Genomic DNA, 19917 nt, shown 5'->3' with positions numbered 1-19917 from the left:
TGCCCTGCCGCTTGCTTTCGGCGGTTTCAATCCATGCCGGGCGCGCGGCCTCTGAGTTTCTTGATCGAGCCCCGCTTCTTCTTGCTCTCAAGCCGGCGTTTTTTGGACCCAAGTGTCGGCTTGGTCGGACGTCGGACCTTTGGGCGTTCACACGCCTTTCTGAGAAGCTCGAGCAAGCGCTCCAGTGCATCTTCGCGGTTGCGCTCACGGGTTCGGAAACGGTCGGCCTGAAGGACAATCTCGCCACCGAGCGTCAGCCGGCTGCCAGCCAGCCGCGAGGCACGCGCCTTGATGTCGGAGGGCAGCGTCTCGTTGCCCTGAAGAGCGAAACGAAGCTGGACGGCCGTGGAAACCTTGTTGACGTTCTGTCCGCCAGGACCGGAGGCGCGAATAAAATCCTCATGGAGATCAGACGCGAGGATATGAACCTTGCCCAAAACCGTGATTTTCCCTGAGACTGTCGTCTCTTGGGCCTCATCGCCAAGTGGGCTCATAGCGCGTCTCCTTGGCCAGTGCCGTCTTTGAGCTCGAGGCCGCAACCGCGCAGGATCAGCCGTGTAACCGTCGTCTCGGCTTCCTGGCGAAAGTCCGGGTCATCGAGCGTCTTGCCGGTCAGGATCTGAATCTGCGTTTGAAAATCGGCATAGTGCTGCGTCATCGCCCAGATCGTGAAAATCAGCTGCACCGGGTCGATTGCTTCAAGCTTACCTGCCCGGATCCAGTGCCGGATGACCTCGGATTTCTCGTCAACAAGAGACTTGAGATCCTCCTCCATAACCCGTTGGATGCGTGGAGCGCCCTGCAGTACTTCGTTGGCAAATAATCGTGACGCCTCAGGAAGTTCTGCCGACATCTTGATTTTCTGATGGATGTAGGCAGCGAGCTCTGTTGCCGGGTCTTTTTCCGGGTCCAGTCCGCGCAGCGGTGCAAGCCAGACGTCAAGAATGTGCGCCAGAACCGCTTCGTAAATCGCCGCCTTGGAGGAAAAGTAATACAGGAGGTTCGATTTCGACATGCCGGTCGCGACGGCGATCTTTTCGATCGTGGTCCCCGAATAGCCAAAGCGGGAAAACTCGGCCAGCCCACCCTCGATGATTCGCGATCGATTGCGCTCCTGGATCCGGCTGAGCCCCTTGGGCGCATGTCCAATGCGGCCGGTCATGCCCCTTCCCCAATCGCATCGTTCACGACCAGTCTCGCCGGCCGGATGCCGACGCCCGCCAGAATGATCGAAACCACGGTCTGCTTGGCCTTGGCAAACTGCTGATCACTCAGGGGTTTGCCGTCGTTGAGTGTATCAATCTGGTGATTGAAGTCCGCGTAATGCTGGGTCGTGGCCCAGATCATGTAAAGCAATCCACGTGGGTCAATCGGCGCCATCTTGCCCTGCGCGATCCAGCGTTCGATCACAGCAATCCGGGTGTCGGTCCACTCCCCCAGCGTCGTCTCGAGATAGTCCTGAATTACAGGGGCCTTATGGAGGATTTCATTGGCCCAGACCTTGGATCCCATGGGATGGGAGCGCGAGATATCCATCTTGGCATTGATATAGCGTGTCAGGGCTTCCTCCGGATCATCGCAATCATCGAACGTGTTGGCCGCCTCAAGCCAGATCCGGAAGATATTCTCCACCACCTGCCGATACAGAGCCAGTTTCGTCGGAAAATAGTAATGAAGATTGGCTTTCGGCAGTCCGGCATGATCTGCAATCATCCCGGTGGTTGCCCCTTTGAAACCGTATTCGGCGAAAACGCTTTCCGCCGCTTCTAGTATCAGCCGCTCGTTCTCGGCGCGGGTTGCGCTTTTTGTTGTCGTCTTGGACACTGGCATCCACTGGTTAGAAATTCATCATGCCGATTGAATTATCATCTTGACCGTTTGGTCAAGTCTTCATAACGTTCACTTGACCAAACGGTCAGGTTTTCAAAACCGTTCCTCATGGGTAGCAACCATGGCGGCCAACGGCAAGAAAGCCGGAGCCGAGAGATAAACATAATGGGCCGAGTGGCCCCGGTAGCCTGCAAACGGGCACCGATCCAGAGAAACAAGACCGACCCTTCAAAAAGAGCTGACGCAGCTTGCAGGAAGGGTCAAAGTGGGAACAGCCCGGACGGTGGTCCTGGCGCCTCAAGCCGGGCGCGCTTTTCAACGCCCTGCCCGGCATCCCCAAGGCGCCGCCCCTCCGAGCCAGGAATAACCAGCACAGTCGGCGTTCCCGGAAAAGGCGCCGCAAGGAGGACGTATGTCGACGTCGGCATCTAACGCGACCAACAATCTCGAAGCCTTCTGGATGCCCTATACGGCGAACAGACAGTTCAAGCAGAACCCGCGCATGTTCGTCGGCGCAAAGGACATGCATTACACCACCAGCGATGGCCGTCAGGTTCTAGACGGTACGGCAGGTCTTTGGTGCTGTAACGCAGGACATGGCCGCCCGAAGATCGTGGAAGCCGTCCAGAAGCAAATCGCTGAAATGGACTATGCGCCGGCGTTCCAGATGGGCCACCCAAAAGCCTTTGAGCTGGCTGCCCGTCTGGCAGCCATGATGCCCTCCCCACTGGACCATGTTTTCTTCACAAACTCTGGTTCGGAAAGCGTTGATACGGCGCTCAAGATCGCGCTTGGCTACCAGCGCTCGATTGGTCAGGGAACGCGTACGCGTTTCATTGGCCGTGAACGCGGCTATCACGGAACCGGCTTTGGCGGCATTTCGGTGGGCGGCATCGTTGCCAACCGCAAGCAGTTCGGCAACATGCTGAACGGTATCGACCACCTGCCTCATACCCATGACCTGAGCCGGAACGCATTTTCCCGGGGTGAACCGACGAACGGCGTCGAATATGCCGAAGAGCTGATCCGCCTGGTTCAGCTCCACGATGCATCCACCATTGCGGCGGTGATCGTCGAGCCGGTTGCCGGATCAACCGGCGTTCTGATTCCGCCGCTCGGCTATCTCAAGCGCCTGCGGGAAATCTGTGACCAGCACGGCATCTTGCTTATCTTCGACGAAGTTATCACCGGGTTTGGCCGCTTGGGCACGCCTTTCGCCGTCGACTATTTCGACGTGGTGCCCGATCTCGTGACCACCGCGAAGGGCATCACCAGCGGTGTGATTCCAATGGGCGCCGTCTTCTGCGCCAAGAAGATCTATGACGCCTTCATGGATGGTCCGGACCACCTGATCGAACTCTTCCATGGCTACACCTATTCGGGCCATCCGGTTGCCTGCGCCGCGGCACTTGCGACACTGGATACCTATGAGGAAGAAGGTCTCCTGACCCGCGCCGCGAGCCTCGCGCAATATTGGGAAGACGGCCTGCACTCCCTCAAGGATTGTCCGCATGTCATCGACATCCGCAATCTCGGCCTGATCGGGGCGATTGAGCTTGAGCCGATTGCAGGAGAACCGACCAAGCGCGCCTTCTCCGCTTTCCTGAAGGCCTATGACGACAACCTTCTGATCCGCACCACCGGTGACATCATCGCCCTGTCGCCGCCGCTGATCATTTCCGAAGCCCAGATCGACGAGCTGTTCGGCACGCTGCGGTCAGTGTTGAATGCCATCGACTAGTGAAGGGACGTGAGGAAGACAAGTCTGGCCAGCTAAATTGTTCGGCCTGTCTCCTTGTCTGCAGGAAAAAGGCCGGTTGGAATGGCATCTTCCGACGCGTGAATGAGGAACAACGATCATGACCCGACCTGCAGCCACCGCCGAAATGCTGATCGATGATGCCCGCGTCCGGGTGACCCGGTTTGACTTTGAACCGGGCGCAGAGACGGGCTGGCATCGTCACGGCATGGACTATGTCATCACGACGCTGACCGAGTGCCAAATGGTGCTTGAGTTGCCCGATGGTGAAACGAATGAGGTGCTGATCCCGGCCGGAACGGTCTATCGGCGCGACGAAGGCGTCGAACACAATGTCATCAATGGCGGAACGGCAGTGATGTCGTTTGTCGAAACAGAGTTGAAGTAGGAGATAACAACATGGCAGCTGCGGGTGAGAACCTTCGGATCAACGGCGACCGGCTCTGGGACAGCCTGATGGACATGGCCAAGATCGGCCCGGGTGTCGCTGGTGGCAACAACCGCCAGACGCTGACCGACGCAGATGCGGAAGGCCGCAAGCTGTTTCAAAAGTGGTGTGAAGATGCTGGCATGACCATGGCCGTCGACACCATGGGCAACATGTTCATGACCCGTCCCGGCACAGATCCCGATGCCCTGCCCGTCTATATGGGATCGCATCTGGATACACAGCCGACAGGCGGAAAATACGATGGCGTGCTTGGCGTCCTCGGCGGCCTGGAGGTCGTGCGCACCATGAACGACCTCGGTATCAAGACCAAGCATCCCATAGTTGTCACCAACTGGAGCAACGAGGAAGGCACACGCTTCGCGCCCGCCATGTTGGCCTCCGGGGTCTTTGCCGGCATCCATACTCAGGATTGGGCCTACGGCAAGGAAGATGCGGAAGGCAAGACTTTCGGCGATGAACTGAAGCGCATTGGCTGGGTTGGCGACGAGGAAGTAGGCGCGCGCGCCGACAAGATCCACGCCATGTTTGAACTGCACATCGAGCAGGGGCCGATCCTCGAAGCTGAAGGCAAGGACATCGGTGTCGTGACCCACGGCCAGGGTCTCTGGTGGCTCCAGGTCACGGTCACCGGGCGCGACAGCCACACGGGCTCGACGCCCATGCCCATGCGCCGGAACGCCGGCCTCGGCATGGCCCGCATGACCGAGCTTGTTCACGAGATCGCCATGAAACACCAGCCCGCGGCCGTTGGCGCAATTGGTCACTGCGATGTCTATCCGAATTCACGCAATGTCATTCCGGGCAAGGTCGTGTTCACAGTCGACTTCCGCTCGCCCGACCAGGCGACCCTTGATGGCATGAAGGCCGAATTCGAGGCAAAGGCACCGAAGATTGCCGAAGAGCTGGGTCTCAGCGTTGAGATCGAGGAAGCCGGCCACTTCGACCCGGTCACATTCGACCCGGGCTGCGTGACGGCCATTCGGTCCGCTGCAGAACGCCTCGGCTATTCCCATCAAGACATCGTCTCTGGCGCCGGCCACGACGCCTGCTGGATCAACAAGGTCGCCCCGACGGCCATGATCATGTGCCCCTGTGTCGACGGCCTGTCCCACAACGAAGCTGAAGAAATCTCAAAGGAATGGGCCACCGCGGGCGCGGACGTGCTGTTCCATGCTGTCGTCGAAACGGCGGAAATTGTTGAGTGATCTGAACGACAGGCTGCTGGCTCACCGATCCCGGGTCTCCGCCCGGGATGACTAACGAGAGCTTTGGGTGCAGTCTCTCCTTCGTCATCCCGGACGACCAATGGGAGATCCGGGATCGGTGAGTCAAGGCAGTAGAAGGAAGCACAGAATTGCCCGCCTGGGTCTACATAATGGCCTCAAAGCCATATGAAACACTCTACACGGGCGTAACCACTGACTTGGCAAGACGGATATATGAGCACCGGGATGGACTGATTAAAGGGTTTAGCGAGACATACGGCTGCAAGACTCTCGTCTGGTATCAAGAATTCACGGACATCGCAGATGCCATCGTAAAAGAAAAACAAATCAAACGATGGCGGCGGCAATGGAAGTTCGAACTGATTGAGAAACCGAACCCGGATTGGAGGGATCTTTATCCTGATTTGAACCGATAGGCATCAGGCGCACCGGTCCCGGCTCAAGGCCGGGACCGGTGCGCCTGATGCCCGCGGACAAACAAGGTCCAACGGCCGGCATGAAACACAAAGTTGAAAACTAAGGGGAACAGAAATGGCATCGAAGGTGATCAAGGGCGGTACGGTTGTAACCGCTGATCTGACCTATGTAGCGGATGTGAAGGTGGATGGAGGCAAGATCGTCGAGATCGGGCCGAACCTGTCAGGCGACGAAACGCTGGATGCAACCGGCTGCTACATAATGCCGGGCGGCATTGATCCGCACACCCACATGGAAATGCCGTTCATGGGCACGTTCTCAGCCGACGACTTCGACAGTGGCACACGGGCGGCTCTGGCTGGAGGCACGACCATGTTGGTCGACTTCTGCTTGCCGGCGCCAAACCAGTCGCTGCTGGAAGCCATTCAGGCCTGGGACAACAAGTCCACCATGGCCCATTGTGACTATTCCTTCCACATGGCGATCACCTGGTGGGGTGAGCAGGTCTTCAACGAGATGGAGACCGTGGTCAAGGAAAAGGGCATCAACACCTTCAAGCATTTCATGGCCTACAAGGGCGCCCTGATGGTGCAGGACGACGAGATGTACGCGTCCTTCAAGCGCTGCGCGGCTCTTGGCGCCATGCCGCTGGTGCATGCTGAAAACGGTGACGTTGTCGCCGACCTCTCCGCCCAGCTGCTGGCAGAAGGCAACAACGGCCCGGAAGCCCATGCCTACTCGCGCCCGCCACAGGTTGAAGGAGAAGCCACCAACCGCGCCATCATGATCGCCGACATGGCCGGTGTCCCGCTCTACGTGGTGCACACCTCCTGTGAGGAGAGCCACGAAGCCATCCGTCGTGCCCGCCAGGCTGGCAAACGCGTCTATGGCGAGCCGCTGATCCAGCACCTGACCCTGGATGAAAGCGAATATTTCGACAAGGATTGGGATCATGCCGCGCGACGTGTCATGTCACCTCCCTTCCGCAACAAACAGCATCAGGACAGCCTCTGGGCTGGCTTGGCGAGCGGTTCCTTGCAGGTGGTGGCAACTGACCACTGCGCCTTCACCACAGACCAGAAGCGTTATGGCGTCGGCGACTTCACCAAGATCCCGAACGGCACCGGGGGGCTGGAAGACCGTCTGCCGATGCTGTGGACCTATGGTGTGTCGACCGGTCGCCTGACGATGAACGAATTCGTCGCCGTCACTTCGACAAACATCGCCAAGATCCTGAATGTCTATCCAAAGAAGGGTGCCGTGCTCGTCGGTGCAGACGCCGATCTGGTGGTCTGGGATCCGGAAAAGTCCAAGACCATCTCTGCCAGCACCCAGCAGTCGGCCATCGACTACAACGTGTTCGAAGGCAAGACCGTCAAGGGCCTGCCGCGCTACACCCTGACCCGCGGCAAGGTCGCTGTGGAAGATGGTACGATGAAGTCCGAACAGGGCCACGGCAAATTCGTCAAGCGCGAACCCTACCCGGCTGTCAGCAAGGCGCTTAGCACCTGGAAGGAACTCACCAACCCTCGCAAGGTCGAACGCACCGGCATTCCGGCCAGCGGGGTGTGACTCTTCGCTGAACTTAATCCGATTTAGGAATTAACCGCATAAGGCACCCCTTACACTAGAGAAAGGGGTGCCTTCTACTACATTTCATGCTTTTTCTTTCTAGGCTTAGTGAGAAGACCAAGAAACTCTATTTCCTGCGGAGGTCATATGGAAAAAGGAGACGAGCGAGAAGGAGAACATATGGCTTCACCTACCGCAACGCTTCACGATTTAATTGAAAAGGTTTTGAAGGTTTCAAAATCAAAAATCGTGAAAGGCAAACCAGTCCAAGAATGCGTTATGAAAGAGGCGTTGCCGATAATAGCCAAAGAGATTGGGTTTCAGAACGATATAGCCTTGATTTCGCACTTCTTAGAACTAATAAATCGTTCTCAAAATGAAGTAAAAAAAATCCCTTTGACGCGAGAACGCACTCGCGAAAGGTGGATCAATACATTGAACGGGATGAGCGCTCCACTCAGTGTTACCCAAGCCGATCAGCCAGCTAGATCGGTTCTTGGACGTACGTTTAATGAAGCTAACTTGACCATTATCGACTCAATTTCAGACGTCTCTTCTAGTAATAATTTTACCGAATACACATCGGATGATCTGCGAGCATCATTGAATGATGCAACTGAGGTCTTAGAAGTACTTGTTAGCACCGGAAAGATTGACGATCGTTTTTCTAAAGTTATCCATCTCCATTTTGATCATTTGAAAGAAATAATCTCGAAAAGAAATCAGTACGATCCGGATGAATTTTGGGATGTTTATAGAATTATCTTTCAGAAGTTTTGGGAGTTGCACGCAGTCCTCGACGACGAAGTCGACAAAGAAAAATACAGAGAAAGTATGAAAAGAATGGCGAAGAATATTGGCAATTGGTCTTCTTACGCTGCAAATGCAGCGACATTAGGTTCTTTTGCTATGACGCTTTTAGGTGGAAATTAATGGTCATCGATATCGACAATCTATCGCTGACGTTCCAGACCAATGATGGACCGGTACACGCCCTGTCCGACATTGATCTCCAGATCGATGAAGGCGATTTCGTGTCCTTTATCGGCCCAAGCGGCTGTGGCAAGACCACCCTGTTGCGCGTGATTGCCGATCTGGAACAACCGACTGCCGGCACCATCACCGTCAATGGACTGACGCCGCATGAAGCCCGGCTGAAGCGAGCCTATGGCTACGTCTTTCAGGCCGCCGCCCTTTATCCCTGGCGCACCATTGCGGGAAACATTGCCCTCCCCCTCGAAATCATGGGGCTTTCCAAGGCCGAACAACGAGCGCGCATTGCCAAAAACATGGAGCTGGTCAATCTCGCCGGCTTTGAGAAGAAATTCCCCTGGCAGCTCTCCGGCGGCATGCAGCAGCGCGCTTCAATCGCGCGCGCCCTATCTGTTGAGCCTGATCTGCTCTTGATGGATGAGCCTTTCGGAGCACTCGATGAAATCGTGCGCGATCATCTCAATGATCAGCTCCATCAGCTTTGGGCTAAAACCAACAAGACAGTGGTTTTCGTCACCCACTCGATTCCTGAAGCTGTCTACCTTTCCACCAAAATCGTGGTGCTGTGCCCGCGTCCGGGCCGGATTTATGACGTGATTGAAAGCGATCTGCCGCGCGAGCGCACGCTTGATATGCGCGAGAGTCCCGAGTTCCTGAAAATCGCTCACCGTGTTCGTGAAGGTCTGAAGGCAGGGCACAGCTACGATGACTGACACCGCCCTCCCCGCAACCCGCAGCACCAATCCGTTTGCGGGTCTCATGGCCGGAACCACGGGACCTGTCCTGGTGATCCTGCTGGCCATCGTCGGCATCTGGTACATCGCGGCGGTGGCGCTGAACACGCCGTTCCAAGAAGGTATTTACGAGCGGGCCAAACAGACGGATGTACCGTTCACACAGCTTGTGAGTGATACTCTGGCGCAGGAGCGGCCTGTTCTGCCGGCACCGCACCAGGTGGTGGAGGAAATCTACAAGACGACGGTGCTCAAGAAGGTCACCTCCAAGCGATCGCTCGTCTATCACACCTGGATCACGCTCTCCACAACCCTGCTGGGCTTCCTGATCGGAACAACGCTCGGCATCGTTCTGGCGATCGGCATCGTTCATTCGCGGGTGCTCGACAAGTCGCTCATGCCCTGGGTGATTTCCTCACAGACCATCCCGATCCTTGCCATTGCACCGATGATCATCGTGGTGCTGAATGCTGTAGGAATTTCCGGTCTCCTGCCGAAGGCGATGATCTCGACCTATCTGTCTTTCTTCCCGGTCACCGTCGGCATGGTGAAGGGGTTGCGCTCTCCCGAGATCATTCATCTGGACCTGATGCACACCTACAGTGCGTCAAGGCTGCAGACGTTCTGGAAACTGCGCTTTCCCTACGCCGTTCCTTATCTTTTTACATCCATGAAAATCGGCATCGCTGCCTCGCTCGTTGGCGCAATTGTCGGAGAGCTGCCCACCGGCGCCGTTGCGGGCCTGGGCGCACGGTTGCTTGCCGGGTCCTACTATGGCCAGACCGTTCAAATCTGGTCCGCCCTGCTGATGGCGGCCTTCCTGGCCGGCTCTCTGGTCGCCCTGATAGGGGTCATAGAGACACTCGCCCTGAAACGCATGGGGATGGCACGATGAGCATGATCGCCTCAACCAAACGCAGGTTTGACATTCCTGCTCTTCTTGCCTGGTTCATCATCGCAATGGCCGCGATCGCGCTGTTCAGCCCGGTCTTCAGCCCTGATTTCGCAATCACCGAAGTTCCAAGACTTGCGATATGTCTGGTGCTTCTCGCGATCCTCGGCGTTCGATACGAGCTTGGCTTCATGCGCAACCAGGTTGGCGATCTGATCCTGGGGCTCGTGGCGGCTGCCGCCGCATGGCTCTTGATCGACACCGCAGGCAGGCATGTCGGCGATGCCGCGCTTGGGTTCTGGACCTTGACCGCAGCAACCTGGGCCTCCGCCTGGCTCTTTATCGAGCGGCTGGCGAACTGGAAGGGCATGTCCCCGCTTGCGAGCCGCTTCATCGACCTGGCCATTCCAGCGCTTTTCGGAGCCACGATCCTTGTCCTGTGGCAGTTGATCGTAACCGGTGCGGGCGTTCCCAAAGTCCTGCTGCCGGCCCCGTCCGAGATCTGGCTTCGCCTCACCACCTCTGTCCCGATCCTTTGGGCAGACTTCCAGCAGACCTTCATGAAGGCCGTTCTGATCGGCTACGTCATGGGCTGCGGTGCAGGTTTCATCATCGCCATCCTGGTCGATCGTGTGCCGTTCCTGCGGCGAGGTCTGCTTCCGGTTGGAAATCTCGTCTCGGCCCTGCCAATCATCGGCGTTGCCCCGATCATGGTCATGTGGTTCGGCTTTGACTGGCCCTCCAAGGCGGCGGTCGTCATCATCATGACGTTCTTTCCGATGCTGGTGAACACTGTTTCCGGCTTGGCCGCCAGCGACGCCATGCAACGCGACCTCATGCGCACCTATGCCGCAAACTACTGGCAGACCCTGTTCAAGCTGCGTCTGCCGATGGCGATGCCCTTCATTTTCAACGCGCTCAAGATCAATTCCACACTGGCTCTCATCGGCGCCATCGTGGCCGAGTTCTTTGGCACCCCGATTGTGGGAATGGGATTCAGGATATCGACCGAAGTCGGCCGGATGAATGTGGATATGGTCTGGGCGGAAATCGCAGTCGCCGCGCTCGCGGGATCGCTGTTTTACGGCCTCATCGCCCTCGCCGAACGGGCCGTCACATTCTGGCATCCATCCATCCGGGGATAAGATCAAAAAGGCCGGGGCAAACGCGCCGGTCTTCGCATTTCAAGTGCCAGACTGGTCCACCCTGCCAACAAAGGTTCAGAACGATCCGATGACCCCTTCCCGCGAAATAAACCGCCTTATCGAAATCATGGCGGCGCTGCGCACCCCGGTTACCGGCTGCCCGTGGGATCTGGAGCAGGATTTCGGCACCATCGCACCCTATACGCTCGAAGAAGCCTATGAGGTCGCCGAGGCCATTCGCCTGAACGACATGGAAAACCTGCGAGAGGAGCTCGGTGATCTGTTGCTTCAGGTGGTCTATCACGCGCGCATGGCCGAGGAGGATCAGCAGTTCGACTTCGCCGACGTCGTGGAAGGCATCACCAAAAAGATGATCCGCCGCCACCCGCATGTCTTTGGCGACGACAAAGCCCGGTCAGCCGGCATGGCGAAGGGCATGTGGGAGAAGATCAAGGCCGAGGAGAAAGCCGAACACAAAGCCCGGCGCGAGGCACTTGGGCTCGAGGAAACGAAGAAAGCCTATCTGGACGACGTGCCGGCCGTATTTCCGGCACTTGTCGAAGCCGACAAGCTGCAGCGGCGCGCCTCAAAGGTTGGCTTTGACTGGGGCGCTGCCGGCCCCGTGCTTGATAAGATCAGGGAAGAGATTGGCGAGCTGGACGATGAGATTTCAGCCGGTGATGTCGACAAGTCGAAGATCGAGGGCGAGTTGGGCGACGTGCTCTTTGCAGTCGCCAATCTTGCGCGTCATCTCGAGATAGACCCAGAATCGGCTCTCAAGCGCACCAACGACAAGTTTCGCAAGCGTTTTGCGGCGATCGAGACCCATGCCGAGCAAACGGCAACAACGCTCGACGCCATGACGCTCGACGAGATGGAAGCCGCCTGGCAGGCCGCAAAAAGGCCCTCGTCTTCAGACGCCTAACCAGGCTATGTGCCGTCCACTATTCGCTGACGAGATAGCTTGCAAAGAGGCTCCGGAAGGGCCCGCGCTGCTTGTCGGAAACCCGGACATCGGCCTCGATGTATTCCTCTCCATCCTGCCGTTCCAGAACCTCGGCAACCTGATAAAGCTGGGCTGTCAAGGCACCGTCGGTGACCGGCAAACGTACGGTGAAGATGTCATCATGCTGGGCGATGAAGGCATCTATCCGTGCATAGAGCTGATCGAGCCCCTCGCCAGTCAGGGCTGACAGGGCTATGGGGCCTTCAGCACCTTGATCATCCAGAAGCTTTTCCCGATACAATGGATCAAGACAATCGATCTTGTTCCACACTTCTACGATCGGAGCACCGGTTTGCTGGCTGACACCCAGATCATCCAGGGTCTTCTTGACATCTTCAGCTTGCGCGTCGGTGTCTGTATGGGAAATATCCCGCACATGCAGGATCAGATCAGCTTCAAGCACCTCTTCCAGCGTCGCCCGGAACGCGGCGACCAGATGGGTCGGCAGGTCCGAGATAAAGCCCACCGTGTCGGACAGGATGACTTCCCGGCCATGCGGCAGCTTGATCTTCCGCAGTGTCGGATCGAGTGTCGCGAACAAGAGGTCCTTGGCAAAGACGTCCGATTCTGTCATCCGGTTGAAAAGGGTCGACTTTCCCGCATTCGTATACCCGACGAGAGCAACAACCGGCTGAGGGATCTTCTTGCGCTTTTTGCGATGCAAATCGCGCGTCCGACGCACACCCTCGAGCTGCTTTTGCAGAGCAAGAATGCGATCCTGAATCTGACGTCTGTCGGCCTCGATCTGGGTTTCACCTGGGCCACCCATGAACCCGGCACCACCACGCTGACGCTCAAGGTGAGTCCAGGACCGAACAAGCCGGCTTTTCTGCCAGGTCAAATGCGCAAGGTCGACCTGCAGCTTGCCTTCCTTGGTTCGCGCGCGGTCACCAAAGATCTCGAGGATCAGGCCCGTCCGGTCAATCACCTTGGTGCCAAGCCGTCGCTCCAGGTTGCGCTGTTGAACAGGTGTCAGCGGATGATCAACGACCACAAGATCAAGCTCTTCCGCGGCAACCGCGCCAGAAAGCTCGTCAACCTTGCCTTCACCAAACAGCGTTGCAGGCTTGGGAGCGTTGATCTTCACAACATTGGAGGAAACGATATTCAGATTGATGGCGGCGCTTAGGCCAACGGCTTCCTCAAGGCGTGCTTCAGGGCTTCGATTGGATCGAAGGTCACCATCGCCAGCATCTCTGCGGTGCTGCAAAACAGGTTCAAGGATCATCGCCCGGAAGGGCTGGGGGCGCCGGTCAATACCGTGATCGTCGCCGCTCTTGGATGGAGTACTGCCGTCCTCGCGAGACTTGCGTTCCAATCAGCTGCCTGCCTTTTCGCCCGTCTCTTCGCCTGGTTCAAACAATTGAACAGGTCCATTGGGCATGATCGTCGAGATGGCATGTTTGTAGACAAGCTGGGAATGTCCATCGCGGCGCAAAAGAACGCAGAAATTGTCAAACCAGGTCACAACGCCCTGAAGCTTGACCCCATTGATGAGGAAGATTGTCAGGGGCGTCTTTTGTTTCCGGACATGGTTCAGGAAAGTGTCTTGAAGGTTCTGTGCGCGATCAGCCATCAGTTTTTTTATCCTGTTTCCGCCGGATGCGGCCGGGCATCCGGTGTTTTTCAATTGCTGCCGTTGAGTGGGGCCCTAAACACAAACGCTGCCGCCCCGAAACGGCCTGTCAATCCTTTACGACAACCGGTGCAATTGAAGCCCTGCCCGCACCAGACTCTCGTCTATTTTCCAAACTCCACACAGCTAAACATAGCTGTTTCTTACACTGCCAGAAAATCAGTAGCAGTATGGAACAGTTCACGCAATCGCGTTGCAACCGAACCTGGATGCCCGTTGCCCAAAATCGTATCGTCGATTTTTACAACCGGCATGACAAGAGTAGACGCTGCAGTCACGAAAGCCTCACGCGCTTCCTTGGCTTCTTCCACAGAAAACGGGCGTTCCTCGAAGGAAATGCCCTCGCGCTCAACAAGCTCAAGCACAACAGCACGCGTAATACCTCGAAGAATTCCACTTTCTGCAGGGCGCGTTACAAGTGTTCCATCCTTCGTGACGATCCATGCATTTGTCGAGCCGCCCTCAGTTACGTTGTTTTCGCAATCGAAATACCAGGCTTCCTTGCTGCCCTGTTCTTTCGCAGCCTGTTTTGCCAGGACGTTCGGAAGCAGTGCGACTGTCTTGATATCGACCCGGGGCCAGCGATTTTCCGGGTACGTAATGACCGAAATGCCTTTTTCGGCAGCGGCGTCGCCCGCCCGAGGACTTGTGGCACGAGCGGTCACGACGACCGACGGCACAACATCTTCGCCCGGGAAGAAATGATCGCGGCGGGAGACACCACGGGTCACCTGAATGTATACAATGCCGTCATGAACACGGTTTCTACGCACGACTTCGCGGAGCACAAATTCCAGCGCTGATCGGGCCATCGGCCAGCCAATGCTGAGCTCTTTCAGGGAACGATCAAGACGATCGATATGCCCCGGCATGTCCACGATCGTATTGCGCCAGACTTCACAGACTTCGTATACGCCATCGGCAAACTGATAGCCGCGATCCTCAACATGGACGGCTGCGTCCTTATGGGGAACGTACTGACCGTTAACGTATGCGATCCTGCTCATGACTCTTCCTTGTGAACGCGAAAAACTCCCGTCGCATGCGGAACGGGAGGAACTGAATGACAGCAACAAGATAGCCAATGCATGAACCGTCTTGCGAGCCAACGCAAGGCCAAGTTCTGGGCAAATCTGCCCTCTTAGAAAAATTCGAGGCTGACCCGGAACATCTGCTCGACCTGGCGGACCCTCGAGGCCACCGCAAAGATCACGATCCGGTCTTGTGAAATGATCTGAAGGTCACCATTGGGGGTCAAAACCTTTCCATCACGAAAGACTGCGCCGACCCGAATGCCGGAAGGCAGATCGATTTCCCGCAACGGCCTGCCAACCAAAGGCGATGTGTCCAGCGCTTCAGCTTCAACCACTTCAGCAGCACCGTTCTGAAGCGAATGAACACCTCTGATCCGGCCACGACGTACATGTTGCAGGATCTTGGAAATCGTCACGGCACGTGGATTGATGAAGGCGTCAATTCCGAGAGCTTGAGCAAAGGCCGGATAGCTTGGATTGTTCAGAAGCGACAGATTCCGCCGACAACCCAGCTTTTTGGCCATAACCGACGATAGGATGTTGACCTCATCCTCATTCGTCAGCGCCACCATCGTATCGGCTGCGCCCACATCTGCCTCATCAAGGATGCCCTGATCGAGCGCACTTCCGTGCAGGATGACCGACCGTTTCAGTTCATCGGCGATGCCCACTGCCCGCTCCCGCGACGCCTCGATCAGCTTGATCCGCGTGTTGCTCTGGCGTTTTTCAAGCGCCCGGGCCACGTAAAGTCCTATGTTGCCGCCGCCAGCAATGACGACGCGGCTCGCTTCTGGCTCTTCATGCCCGAAAATACCGAGCGTTCTGCGGACCTGGTCCCGTCGCGCCACGACATAGGCCAGGTCTCCGACGAGCAGGGAATCTGAACTCTTGGGAACGAAGAGCTTGTTGTTCCGATAAACGCCAACGACAACGGCACCGAGGTCCGGAAAGAGTTCGGTCAGCTGCCGCAGCGGTGTGTCGATAACCGGACAATCCTCTTCACACATGATGCCGACCGTTACGATCTGGTCATCCGCAAAACGCACGGTCTCCACCGCGCCGGGCAAGGCAAGCCGCCGCAGGACCATTTCACCGACTTCAATCTCAGGAGAGATGATCACGTCGATCGGCATGTTTTCACGGGAAAACAGGTTTTGCCAGCGACCCTGCAGATAGCTCTGCGCACGGATACGCGCAACTTTTGTCGGGACATTGAACAGGGAATGCGCTACCTGGCAGGCGACCATATTGACTTCGTCATAGAGCGTCACCGCAATGATCATGTCGGCTTCTTCGGCGCCAGCCTGGGCCAGCACATCGGGATGAGCGCCATGCCCCACAAACCCGCGGACATCCAGCTGATCGCCAATTGCATTGATCAGCTTGGGCGAAGAATCGATGACCGAGACGTCGTTCTGTTCGGCAGCGAGGCGCTCTGCAATGCCGTAACCGACCTGGCCAGCTCCACAAATGACGACTTTCATGATGGTCTTCCCATACGCGCGTGTTAAACGCCTCAAATACCAGAGACTGATGACTAGGACAGCCCCAGGGTTTTCAGTTTTCGGTGCAGCGCAGACCGTTCCATTCCGACAAACTCTGCCGTTCGCGAAATATTGCCGTCAAAACGCTTGATCTGGGCCTGCAAATAGTCCCGTTCGAAAATTTCGCGCGCTTCACGAAGTGGCACCGACATAAGATGCTCTCCCCCGCCTGTGGTCGGCAGGTTTGGCAGGGTCGCACCGACTTCTGCCGGCAGAAGATCTGCCGTGATCACACTGTCCGGCTCGCCCCTGGCGAGAATCAACAAGCGCTCAACGTTGTTCTTGAGCTGACGCACGTTTCCCGGCCAGTCGTGCGTTTGAAGCACGGCCATGGCGTCGTCACCGATCGGTCGCAGCGGAATGCCGGACGCGGTCGAGATCTGCTCCATGAAATGCGCCACGAGCACTGGAACATCTTCCCGCCGTTCAGCCAGTCCCGGCACGCGCAAGGGCACCACGCCGAGCCTGTGATAAAGATCCTGACGGAAGAGCCCTGCCGAAATGTGTTCCTCGAGGTTCTTGGCCGTCGAGGACAGGATCCGGATATCAACCTGGACCTTGGTCGCCCCGCCGACCCGTGTGAAACTCTGATCGACCAGCACCCTTAGAATTTTGCTCTGGGTCTCGGCCGGCATGTCACCAACCTCATCGAGGTAAAGCGTACCGCCATGCGCCTCCTCCATCGCACCGACCTTGCGAAGGCTGCCGCTTCCGTCCTCAATGCCGAAAAGCTCTTCTTCCATGCGCTCGGGAGTGATCGTTGCCGCGTTCAAGACGACAAACGGGCTCTTTGCGCGTGGTGAAAGATCATGGATCATCCGGGCGGTCAGCTCTTTGCCTGATCCGGACGGCCCAGTGATCATGATGCGGCTGTTGGTTCCAGCGACTTTCTGGATCGTCTGACGCAACTGGTTTGCTGCACTTGAATCGCCAATGATTCCAGTCGCTTCACCGCTGCGTTGGCGAAGTTCCCTGACCTCACGCTTCAGACTTGAGGCCTCAAGGGCACGGTCAACGATATGAATCAGCCGATCGGTCTTGAAGGGCTTTTCAATATAGTCATAGGCGCCGCGCTTGATCGCCGAAACCGCCGTCTCGATGTTGCCATGACCGGAAATGATGACGACAGGCAAGTCCGGGTCTGTCTGCTTGATCACATCCAGCACGCCCAATCCGTCAAGGCGGCTTCCCTGCAGCCAAATGTCCAGCACCACAAGTGAAGGACGGCGATCCTTGATCGCTGCGATCGCGCTATCACTGTCGCGCGCCGTTCGGGTGCCATAACCCTCATCATCGAGGATACCGGCAATCAACTCGCGAATGTCGGTTTCGTCATCAACTACAAGAATGTCATACGCCATTTTCGGTCACTGTCTTTTCGTTCTTGTCGTCTTCGGCATCCGTCGAACTGACCGCCAAGGTCAGACGAACAAGCGTGCCGCTCTCTCCCAGACCTGCATCCGGCGCATCCAGCAGTTCGATGCTCCCTCCGTGGTCTTCAAGTATCTTTCGCACGATGGCAAGACCAAGACCGGTCCCCTTTTCGCGCGTCGTCATATAAGGCTCCAGCAGTCTCTGCCGGTTTTCCTCGGGCAGCCCGACGCCGTTGTCAGCAACGTCGATCACGACCCGGTCGGAGACTTCCGACAGCGAGACACTGATACGGCCCGCGGCAAGGTCGTCGCCCTCGCGTCCTTCAATGGCCTCGGCCGCATTCTTGATCACATTGGTCAAGGCCTGACCAATGAGCCTTGCGTCGAACGTCGCAACGACAGGCGTTTCCGGCAAGTTGGTGCTGATCTCGATATCAGGGTTGCCAACCGTTTGCATGAATGCAGCTTCGCGAACGATGTTGCGGATGTCTGCTTCATTTTTGGTTGGCTTGCGCATGCGGGCAAATGACGAGAATTCGTCGACCATCTGCCCGATGTCACCCACCTGGCGAATGATTGTGTCGATACACTGATCGAAGACCGTGCGATCGTCCTCAATCTTTTTGCCATACCTGCGCCGGATGCGCTCCGCCGAAAGCTGAATCGGCGTGAGCGGGTTCTTGATCTCATGAGCGATACGCCTTGCCACGTCGGCCCATGCGGAGTTGCGCTGCGCGGAAACCAGATCCGTAATATCGTCGATGCTTACCACATAGCCGTGCTCGCGGCGCGTGGATTGCTCACTGGTCAGACGTACGTTCAAGGTCCTCTGACGGCCACCCAGAGCCACCTCGATCTGAGTCTCCTGGAAGCGTTCGCTGTCCTTTTCGAAGGCCTGTGAGAGGAAATCGCCCAACTCCGGAATGATCTCGCGGAGCGGCTTGCCGAGCAGATTGACCTCATCGACCTGAAGCAACGCCTGTGCCGACATGTTGACGAGCATCACGGCTCCATCCTCGTCAATGCCAAGAACGCCTGTCGAAACACCCGATAGCACCGCCTCATTGAAGCGCCTGCGCCGATCGATCTGCTCATTGGCTGCAAGCAGTGCGTCGCGCTGACCAAGAAGCTGGCCCGTCATCTTGTTGAAGGTGGATCCCAGATTGGCCAGATCACCCTCAGACTTGGAGGTTTCAACCTTAACCGCCAGATTGCCTTTTGAGACTTCGTCCGCGGCGGAGATCAGGGTTCTGATGGGAGACACCAACCTGTTGGCAAATCCGAACCCGATCCAGATTGCTGACAGCAAGAGGATGAGTGCAACGCCGAGATAGACCAGCGCAAATGCGACCTGGACGCCGAACCGGCTGTTTTCGAGCTCGCTGTATTCCAGAGCCCCCTCCTCGGCCAGTCGCTGGTATTCGACCACGCGCGGGTCCATGGCCCTGATGGCATAGAGGTAGAAGTCCTCATAAGCCGACAGGCGCATGACGCCGCCAACAAGGTTCGACTTTCCAGGAGCGATCAGAATCGGCTCTCCCTGCCGCGCTTTGGCAAAGCTGTCCTCCGGCGGCAGCAGCACATTTACCCGCGGATCCAGGACAATGCGGGTTACGACAGTTCCGTCCGACGTCATGATGAAGGCTGCCAACAGGCCCCGAACGGAGGCCTGTGCGCTGAAGAATCCGTCAAACCGGGTTGGCTCAAAGTCATAAACCGCCTTGGCCCGGTCCACATCATTGGCCATTGCTATCAGGTCGCCACGGAGCACCCGCGCGTGCTCCTGAAGATAAGCCTGAGCGACGGTCAACGCGTTGTCGATGATTTGCCGCGTGCGGTCCTCAAACCAGCGATCAAGCCCACGATCGAGCGTGAAGGTCGCCAGAATTGCCATCAAGATTGCCGGCACCGCAGCAACCACACTGAACAGCGTGACGATCCGAACATGCAGCCTTGCGGCCGCGCGCCCGCGACGGCGCGCATGCAGGAGCTTGGTGATTTCCCAAAGGATAGCCGCAATCAGACAGCTGGCCAGGACGCCGTTTACGGCCATCGCGATCAGCACCACCTGTTGCGTCGGGGCAACTGAGGTCAGCCCAGTCAGAATCACGAAGGTGACGGCGATGGACAACAGGGCGACCAACATGATCGCGAGACCGAGGCGCCTGCCCAGTTTTCTCTTGGAAGACTGCGGCTCCGCAGTGCCCTGAGCAAGTCCCAGTATCATGTCACCTCGACGTCTTTCGCGATGAGGGCCAGATGCTGGAAACGCATGACCCAGTTCAGAACTGCGGCACACTTACCA

General features: G+C 57.2%; 19 protein-coding genes. 10 read left to right on the top strand and 9 right to left on the bottom strand.

Annotated elements, in window-relative coordinates; translation table 11 throughout:
• Window positions 1-26: 26 nt before the first annotated feature.
• Genes arfB through IG617_RS06650 form a run of 3 tightly spaced genes read right to left on the bottom strand, consistent with a single transcriptional unit; the run spans window position 27 to window position 1824 of the window.
• On the bottom strand, window positions 27-494 hold the full coding sequence (gene arfB / locus IG617_RS06660; RefSeq protein ID WP_192108418.1) for an alternative ribosome rescue aminoacyl-tRNA hydrolase ArfB: 468 nt from the start codon (window positions 492-494) through the stop codon (window positions 27-29).
• Window positions 491-1162 (bottom strand): TetR family transcriptional regulator C-terminal domain-containing protein, encoded by a 672-nt coding sequence (locus IG617_RS06655; RefSeq protein ID WP_192108417.1) that lies wholly within the window; start codon window positions 1160-1162, stop codon window positions 491-493. The genes arfB and IG617_RS06655 overlap by 4 nt, the downstream gene beginning before the upstream one ends.
• Window positions 1159-1824 carry a TetR family transcriptional regulator C-terminal domain-containing protein gene (locus IG617_RS06650; protein WP_338109943.1) on the bottom strand — a complete coding sequence of 222 codons (666 nt, stop codon included), beginning with the start codon at window positions 1822-1824 and terminating at the stop codon, window positions 1159-1161. Before IG617_RS06650 ends, IG617_RS06655 begins: the two co-directional genes overlap by 4 nt.
• A gap of 418 nt (window positions 1825-2242) precedes the next feature.
• Here IG617_RS06650 and aptA point away from each other — a divergent pair, with 418 nt between their 5' ends.
• The 10 genes from aptA to mazG all read left to right on the top strand — a co-directional run bounded on the left by aptA (window position 2243) and on the right by mazG (window position 11944).
• Window positions 2243-3571 carry an omega-aminotransferase AptA gene (aptA, locus tag IG617_RS06645; protein WP_192108415.1) on the top strand — a complete coding sequence of 443 codons (1329 nt, stop codon included), beginning with the start codon at window positions 2243-2245 and terminating at the stop codon, window positions 3569-3571.
• Window positions 3572-3689: 118 nt separating this feature from the next.
• Window positions 3690-3977, top strand: coding sequence for a cupin domain-containing protein (locus tag IG617_RS06640; RefSeq protein WP_153769157.1), 288 nt, complete (start codon window positions 3690-3692; stop codon window positions 3975-3977).
• Between the two features lie 11 nt (window positions 3978-3988).
• A complete protein-coding gene (locus IG617_RS06635) occupies window positions 3989-5245 on the top strand; it encodes a Zn-dependent hydrolase (RefSeq protein ID WP_192108414.1) in 1257 nt (418 codons plus the stop codon).
• A gap of 149 nt (window positions 5246-5394) precedes the next feature.
• The gene (locus IG617_RS06630) at window positions 5395-5682 is read left to right on the top strand and encodes a GIY-YIG nuclease family protein (protein WP_192108413.1); all 288 of its coding nucleotides are present in this window, start codon (window positions 5395-5397) and stop codon (window positions 5680-5682) included.
• A 115-nt stretch (window positions 5683-5797) separates the two neighbouring features.
• A complete protein-coding gene (hydA, locus tag IG617_RS06625; RefSeq protein ID WP_192108412.1) occupies window positions 5798-7255 on the top strand; it encodes a dihydropyrimidinase in 1458 nt (485 codons plus the stop codon).
• 147 nt (window positions 7256-7402) lie between these two features.
• Window positions 7403-8188, top strand: coding sequence for a hypothetical protein (locus tag IG617_RS06620; RefSeq protein ID WP_192108411.1), 786 nt, complete (start codon window positions 7403-7405; stop codon window positions 8186-8188).
• On the top strand, window positions 8188-8961 hold the full coding sequence (locus tag IG617_RS06615; protein WP_192108410.1) for an ABC transporter ATP-binding protein: 774 nt from the start codon (window positions 8188-8190) through the stop codon (window positions 8959-8961). The genes IG617_RS06620 and IG617_RS06615 overlap by 1 nt, the downstream gene beginning before the upstream one ends.
• On the top strand, window positions 8954-9877 hold the full coding sequence (locus IG617_RS06610) for an ABC transporter permease (RefSeq protein WP_192108409.1): 924 nt from the start codon (window positions 8954-8956) through the stop codon (window positions 9875-9877). The genes IG617_RS06615 and IG617_RS06610 overlap by 8 nt, the downstream gene beginning before the upstream one ends.
• Entirely contained in the window at window positions 9874-11019 is a 1146-nt protein-coding gene (locus tag IG617_RS06605) for an ABC transporter permease (RefSeq protein WP_192108408.1), read from the top strand. The genes IG617_RS06610 and IG617_RS06605 overlap by 4 nt, the downstream gene beginning before the upstream one ends.
• Before the next feature lie 88 nt (window positions 11020-11107).
• Window positions 11108-11944 (top strand): nucleoside triphosphate pyrophosphohydrolase, encoded by an 837-nt coding sequence (gene mazG, locus IG617_RS06600; RefSeq protein WP_192108407.1) that lies wholly within the window; start codon window positions 11108-11110, stop codon window positions 11942-11944.
• A 19-nt stretch (window positions 11945-11963) separates the two neighbouring features.
• Here mazG and hflX read toward each other — a convergent pair whose 3' ends face one another.
• From hflX to IG617_RS06570, 6 genes are all read right to left on the bottom strand, one after another.
• Window positions 11964-13253: a GTPase HflX gene (hflX, locus tag IG617_RS06595; protein ID WP_192108528.1), complete on the bottom strand. Its 1290-nt coding sequence runs from the start codon at window positions 13251-13253 to the stop codon at window positions 11964-11966.
• Window positions 13254-13343: 90 nt separating this feature from the next.
• A complete protein-coding gene (gene hfq, locus IG617_RS06590; protein WP_202981223.1) occupies window positions 13344-13604 on the bottom strand; it encodes an RNA chaperone Hfq in 261 nt (86 codons plus the stop codon).
• Window positions 13605-13804: 200 nt separating this feature from the next.
• Window positions 13805-14668, bottom strand: a complete 864-nt coding sequence (locus tag IG617_RS06585) for a D-amino-acid transaminase (protein ID WP_192108406.1) — start codon at window positions 14666-14668, stop codon at window positions 13805-13807.
• 134 nt (window positions 14669-14802) lie between these two features.
• Window positions 14803-16179, bottom strand: coding sequence for a Trk system potassium transporter TrkA (gene trkA / locus IG617_RS06580; protein ID WP_153769147.1), 1377 nt, complete (start codon window positions 16177-16179; stop codon window positions 14803-14805).
• A 53-nt stretch (window positions 16180-16232) separates the two neighbouring features.
• Window positions 16233-17600 (bottom strand): nitrogen assimilation response regulator NtrX, encoded by a 1368-nt coding sequence (gene ntrX / locus IG617_RS06575; protein WP_192108405.1) that lies wholly within the window; start codon window positions 17598-17600, stop codon window positions 16233-16235.
• Complete coding sequence (locus IG617_RS06570; RefSeq protein ID WP_209008294.1) at window positions 17590-19839, bottom strand: sensor histidine kinase NtrY-like; 2250 nt, start codon at window positions 19837-19839, stop codon at window positions 17590-17592. Before IG617_RS06570 ends, ntrX begins: the two co-directional genes overlap by 11 nt.
• Between the last annotated feature and the right edge of the window lie 78 nt (window positions 19840-19917).

The organism is Roseibium polysiphoniae, assembly GCF_014842925.1.
GTDB lineage: Bacteria > Pseudomonadota > Alphaproteobacteria > Rhizobiales > Stappiaceae > Roseibium > Roseibium polysiphoniae.
This window is presented reverse-complemented; position numbering and strand designations above follow the sequence as displayed.

Excerpts from the sequence above, each read along its gene's own strand:
- IG617_RS06620 (WP_192108411.1), top strand. The coding sequence starts at position 7,403 with ATGGAAAAAGGAGACGAGCGAGAAGGAGAACATATGGCTTCACCTACC.
- IG617_RS06605 (WP_192108408.1), top strand. The coding sequence starts at position 9,874 with ATGAGCATGATCGCCTCAACCAAACGCAGGTTTGACATTCCTGCTCTT.
- IG617_RS06610 (WP_192108409.1), top strand. The coding sequence starts at position 8,954 with ATGACTGACACCGCCCTCCCCGCAACCCGCAGCACCAATCCGTTTGCG.
- arfB (WP_192108418.1), bottom strand. The coding sequence starts at position 494 with ATGAGCCCACTTGGCGATGAGGCCCAAGAGACGACAGTCTCAGGGAAA.
- mazG (WP_192108407.1), top strand. The coding sequence starts at position 11,108 with ATGACCCCTTCCCGCGAAATAAACCGCCTTATCGAAATCATGGCGGCG.
- IG617_RS06655 (WP_192108417.1), bottom strand. The coding sequence starts at position 1,162 with ATGACCGGCCGCATTGGACATGCGCCCAAGGGGCTCAGCCGGATCCAG.
- hflX (WP_192108528.1), bottom strand. The coding sequence starts at position 13,253 with ATGATCCTTGAACCTGTTTTGCAGCACCGCAGAGATGCTGGCGATGGT.
- ntrX (WP_192108405.1), bottom strand. The coding sequence starts at position 17,600 with ATGGCGTATGACATTCTTGTAGTTGATGACGAAACCGACATTCGCGAG.
- IG617_RS06635 (WP_192108414.1), top strand. The coding sequence starts at position 3,989 with ATGGCAGCTGCGGGTGAGAACCTTCGGATCAACGGCGACCGGCTCTGG.
- IG617_RS06585 (WP_192108406.1), bottom strand. The coding sequence starts at position 14,668 with ATGAGCAGGATCGCATACGTTAACGGTCAGTACGTTCCCCATAAGGAC.
- IG617_RS06570 (WP_209008294.1), bottom strand. The coding sequence starts at position 19,839 with ATGATACTGGGACTTGCTCAGGGCACTGCGGAGCCGCAGTCTTCCAAG.
- IG617_RS06615 (WP_192108410.1), top strand. The coding sequence starts at position 8,188 with ATGGTCATCGATATCGACAATCTATCGCTGACGTTCCAGACCAATGAT.
- trkA (WP_153769147.1), bottom strand. The coding sequence starts at position 16,179 with ATGAAAGTCGTCATTTGTGGAGCTGGCCAGGTCGGTTACGGCATTGCA.
- aptA (WP_192108415.1), top strand. The coding sequence starts at position 2,243 with ATGTCGACGTCGGCATCTAACGCGACCAACAATCTCGAAGCCTTCTGG.
- IG617_RS06640 (WP_153769157.1), top strand. The coding sequence starts at position 3,690 with ATGACCCGACCTGCAGCCACCGCCGAAATGCTGATCGATGATGCCCGC.
- hydA (WP_192108412.1), top strand. The coding sequence starts at position 5,798 with ATGGCATCGAAGGTGATCAAGGGCGGTACGGTTGTAACCGCTGATCTG.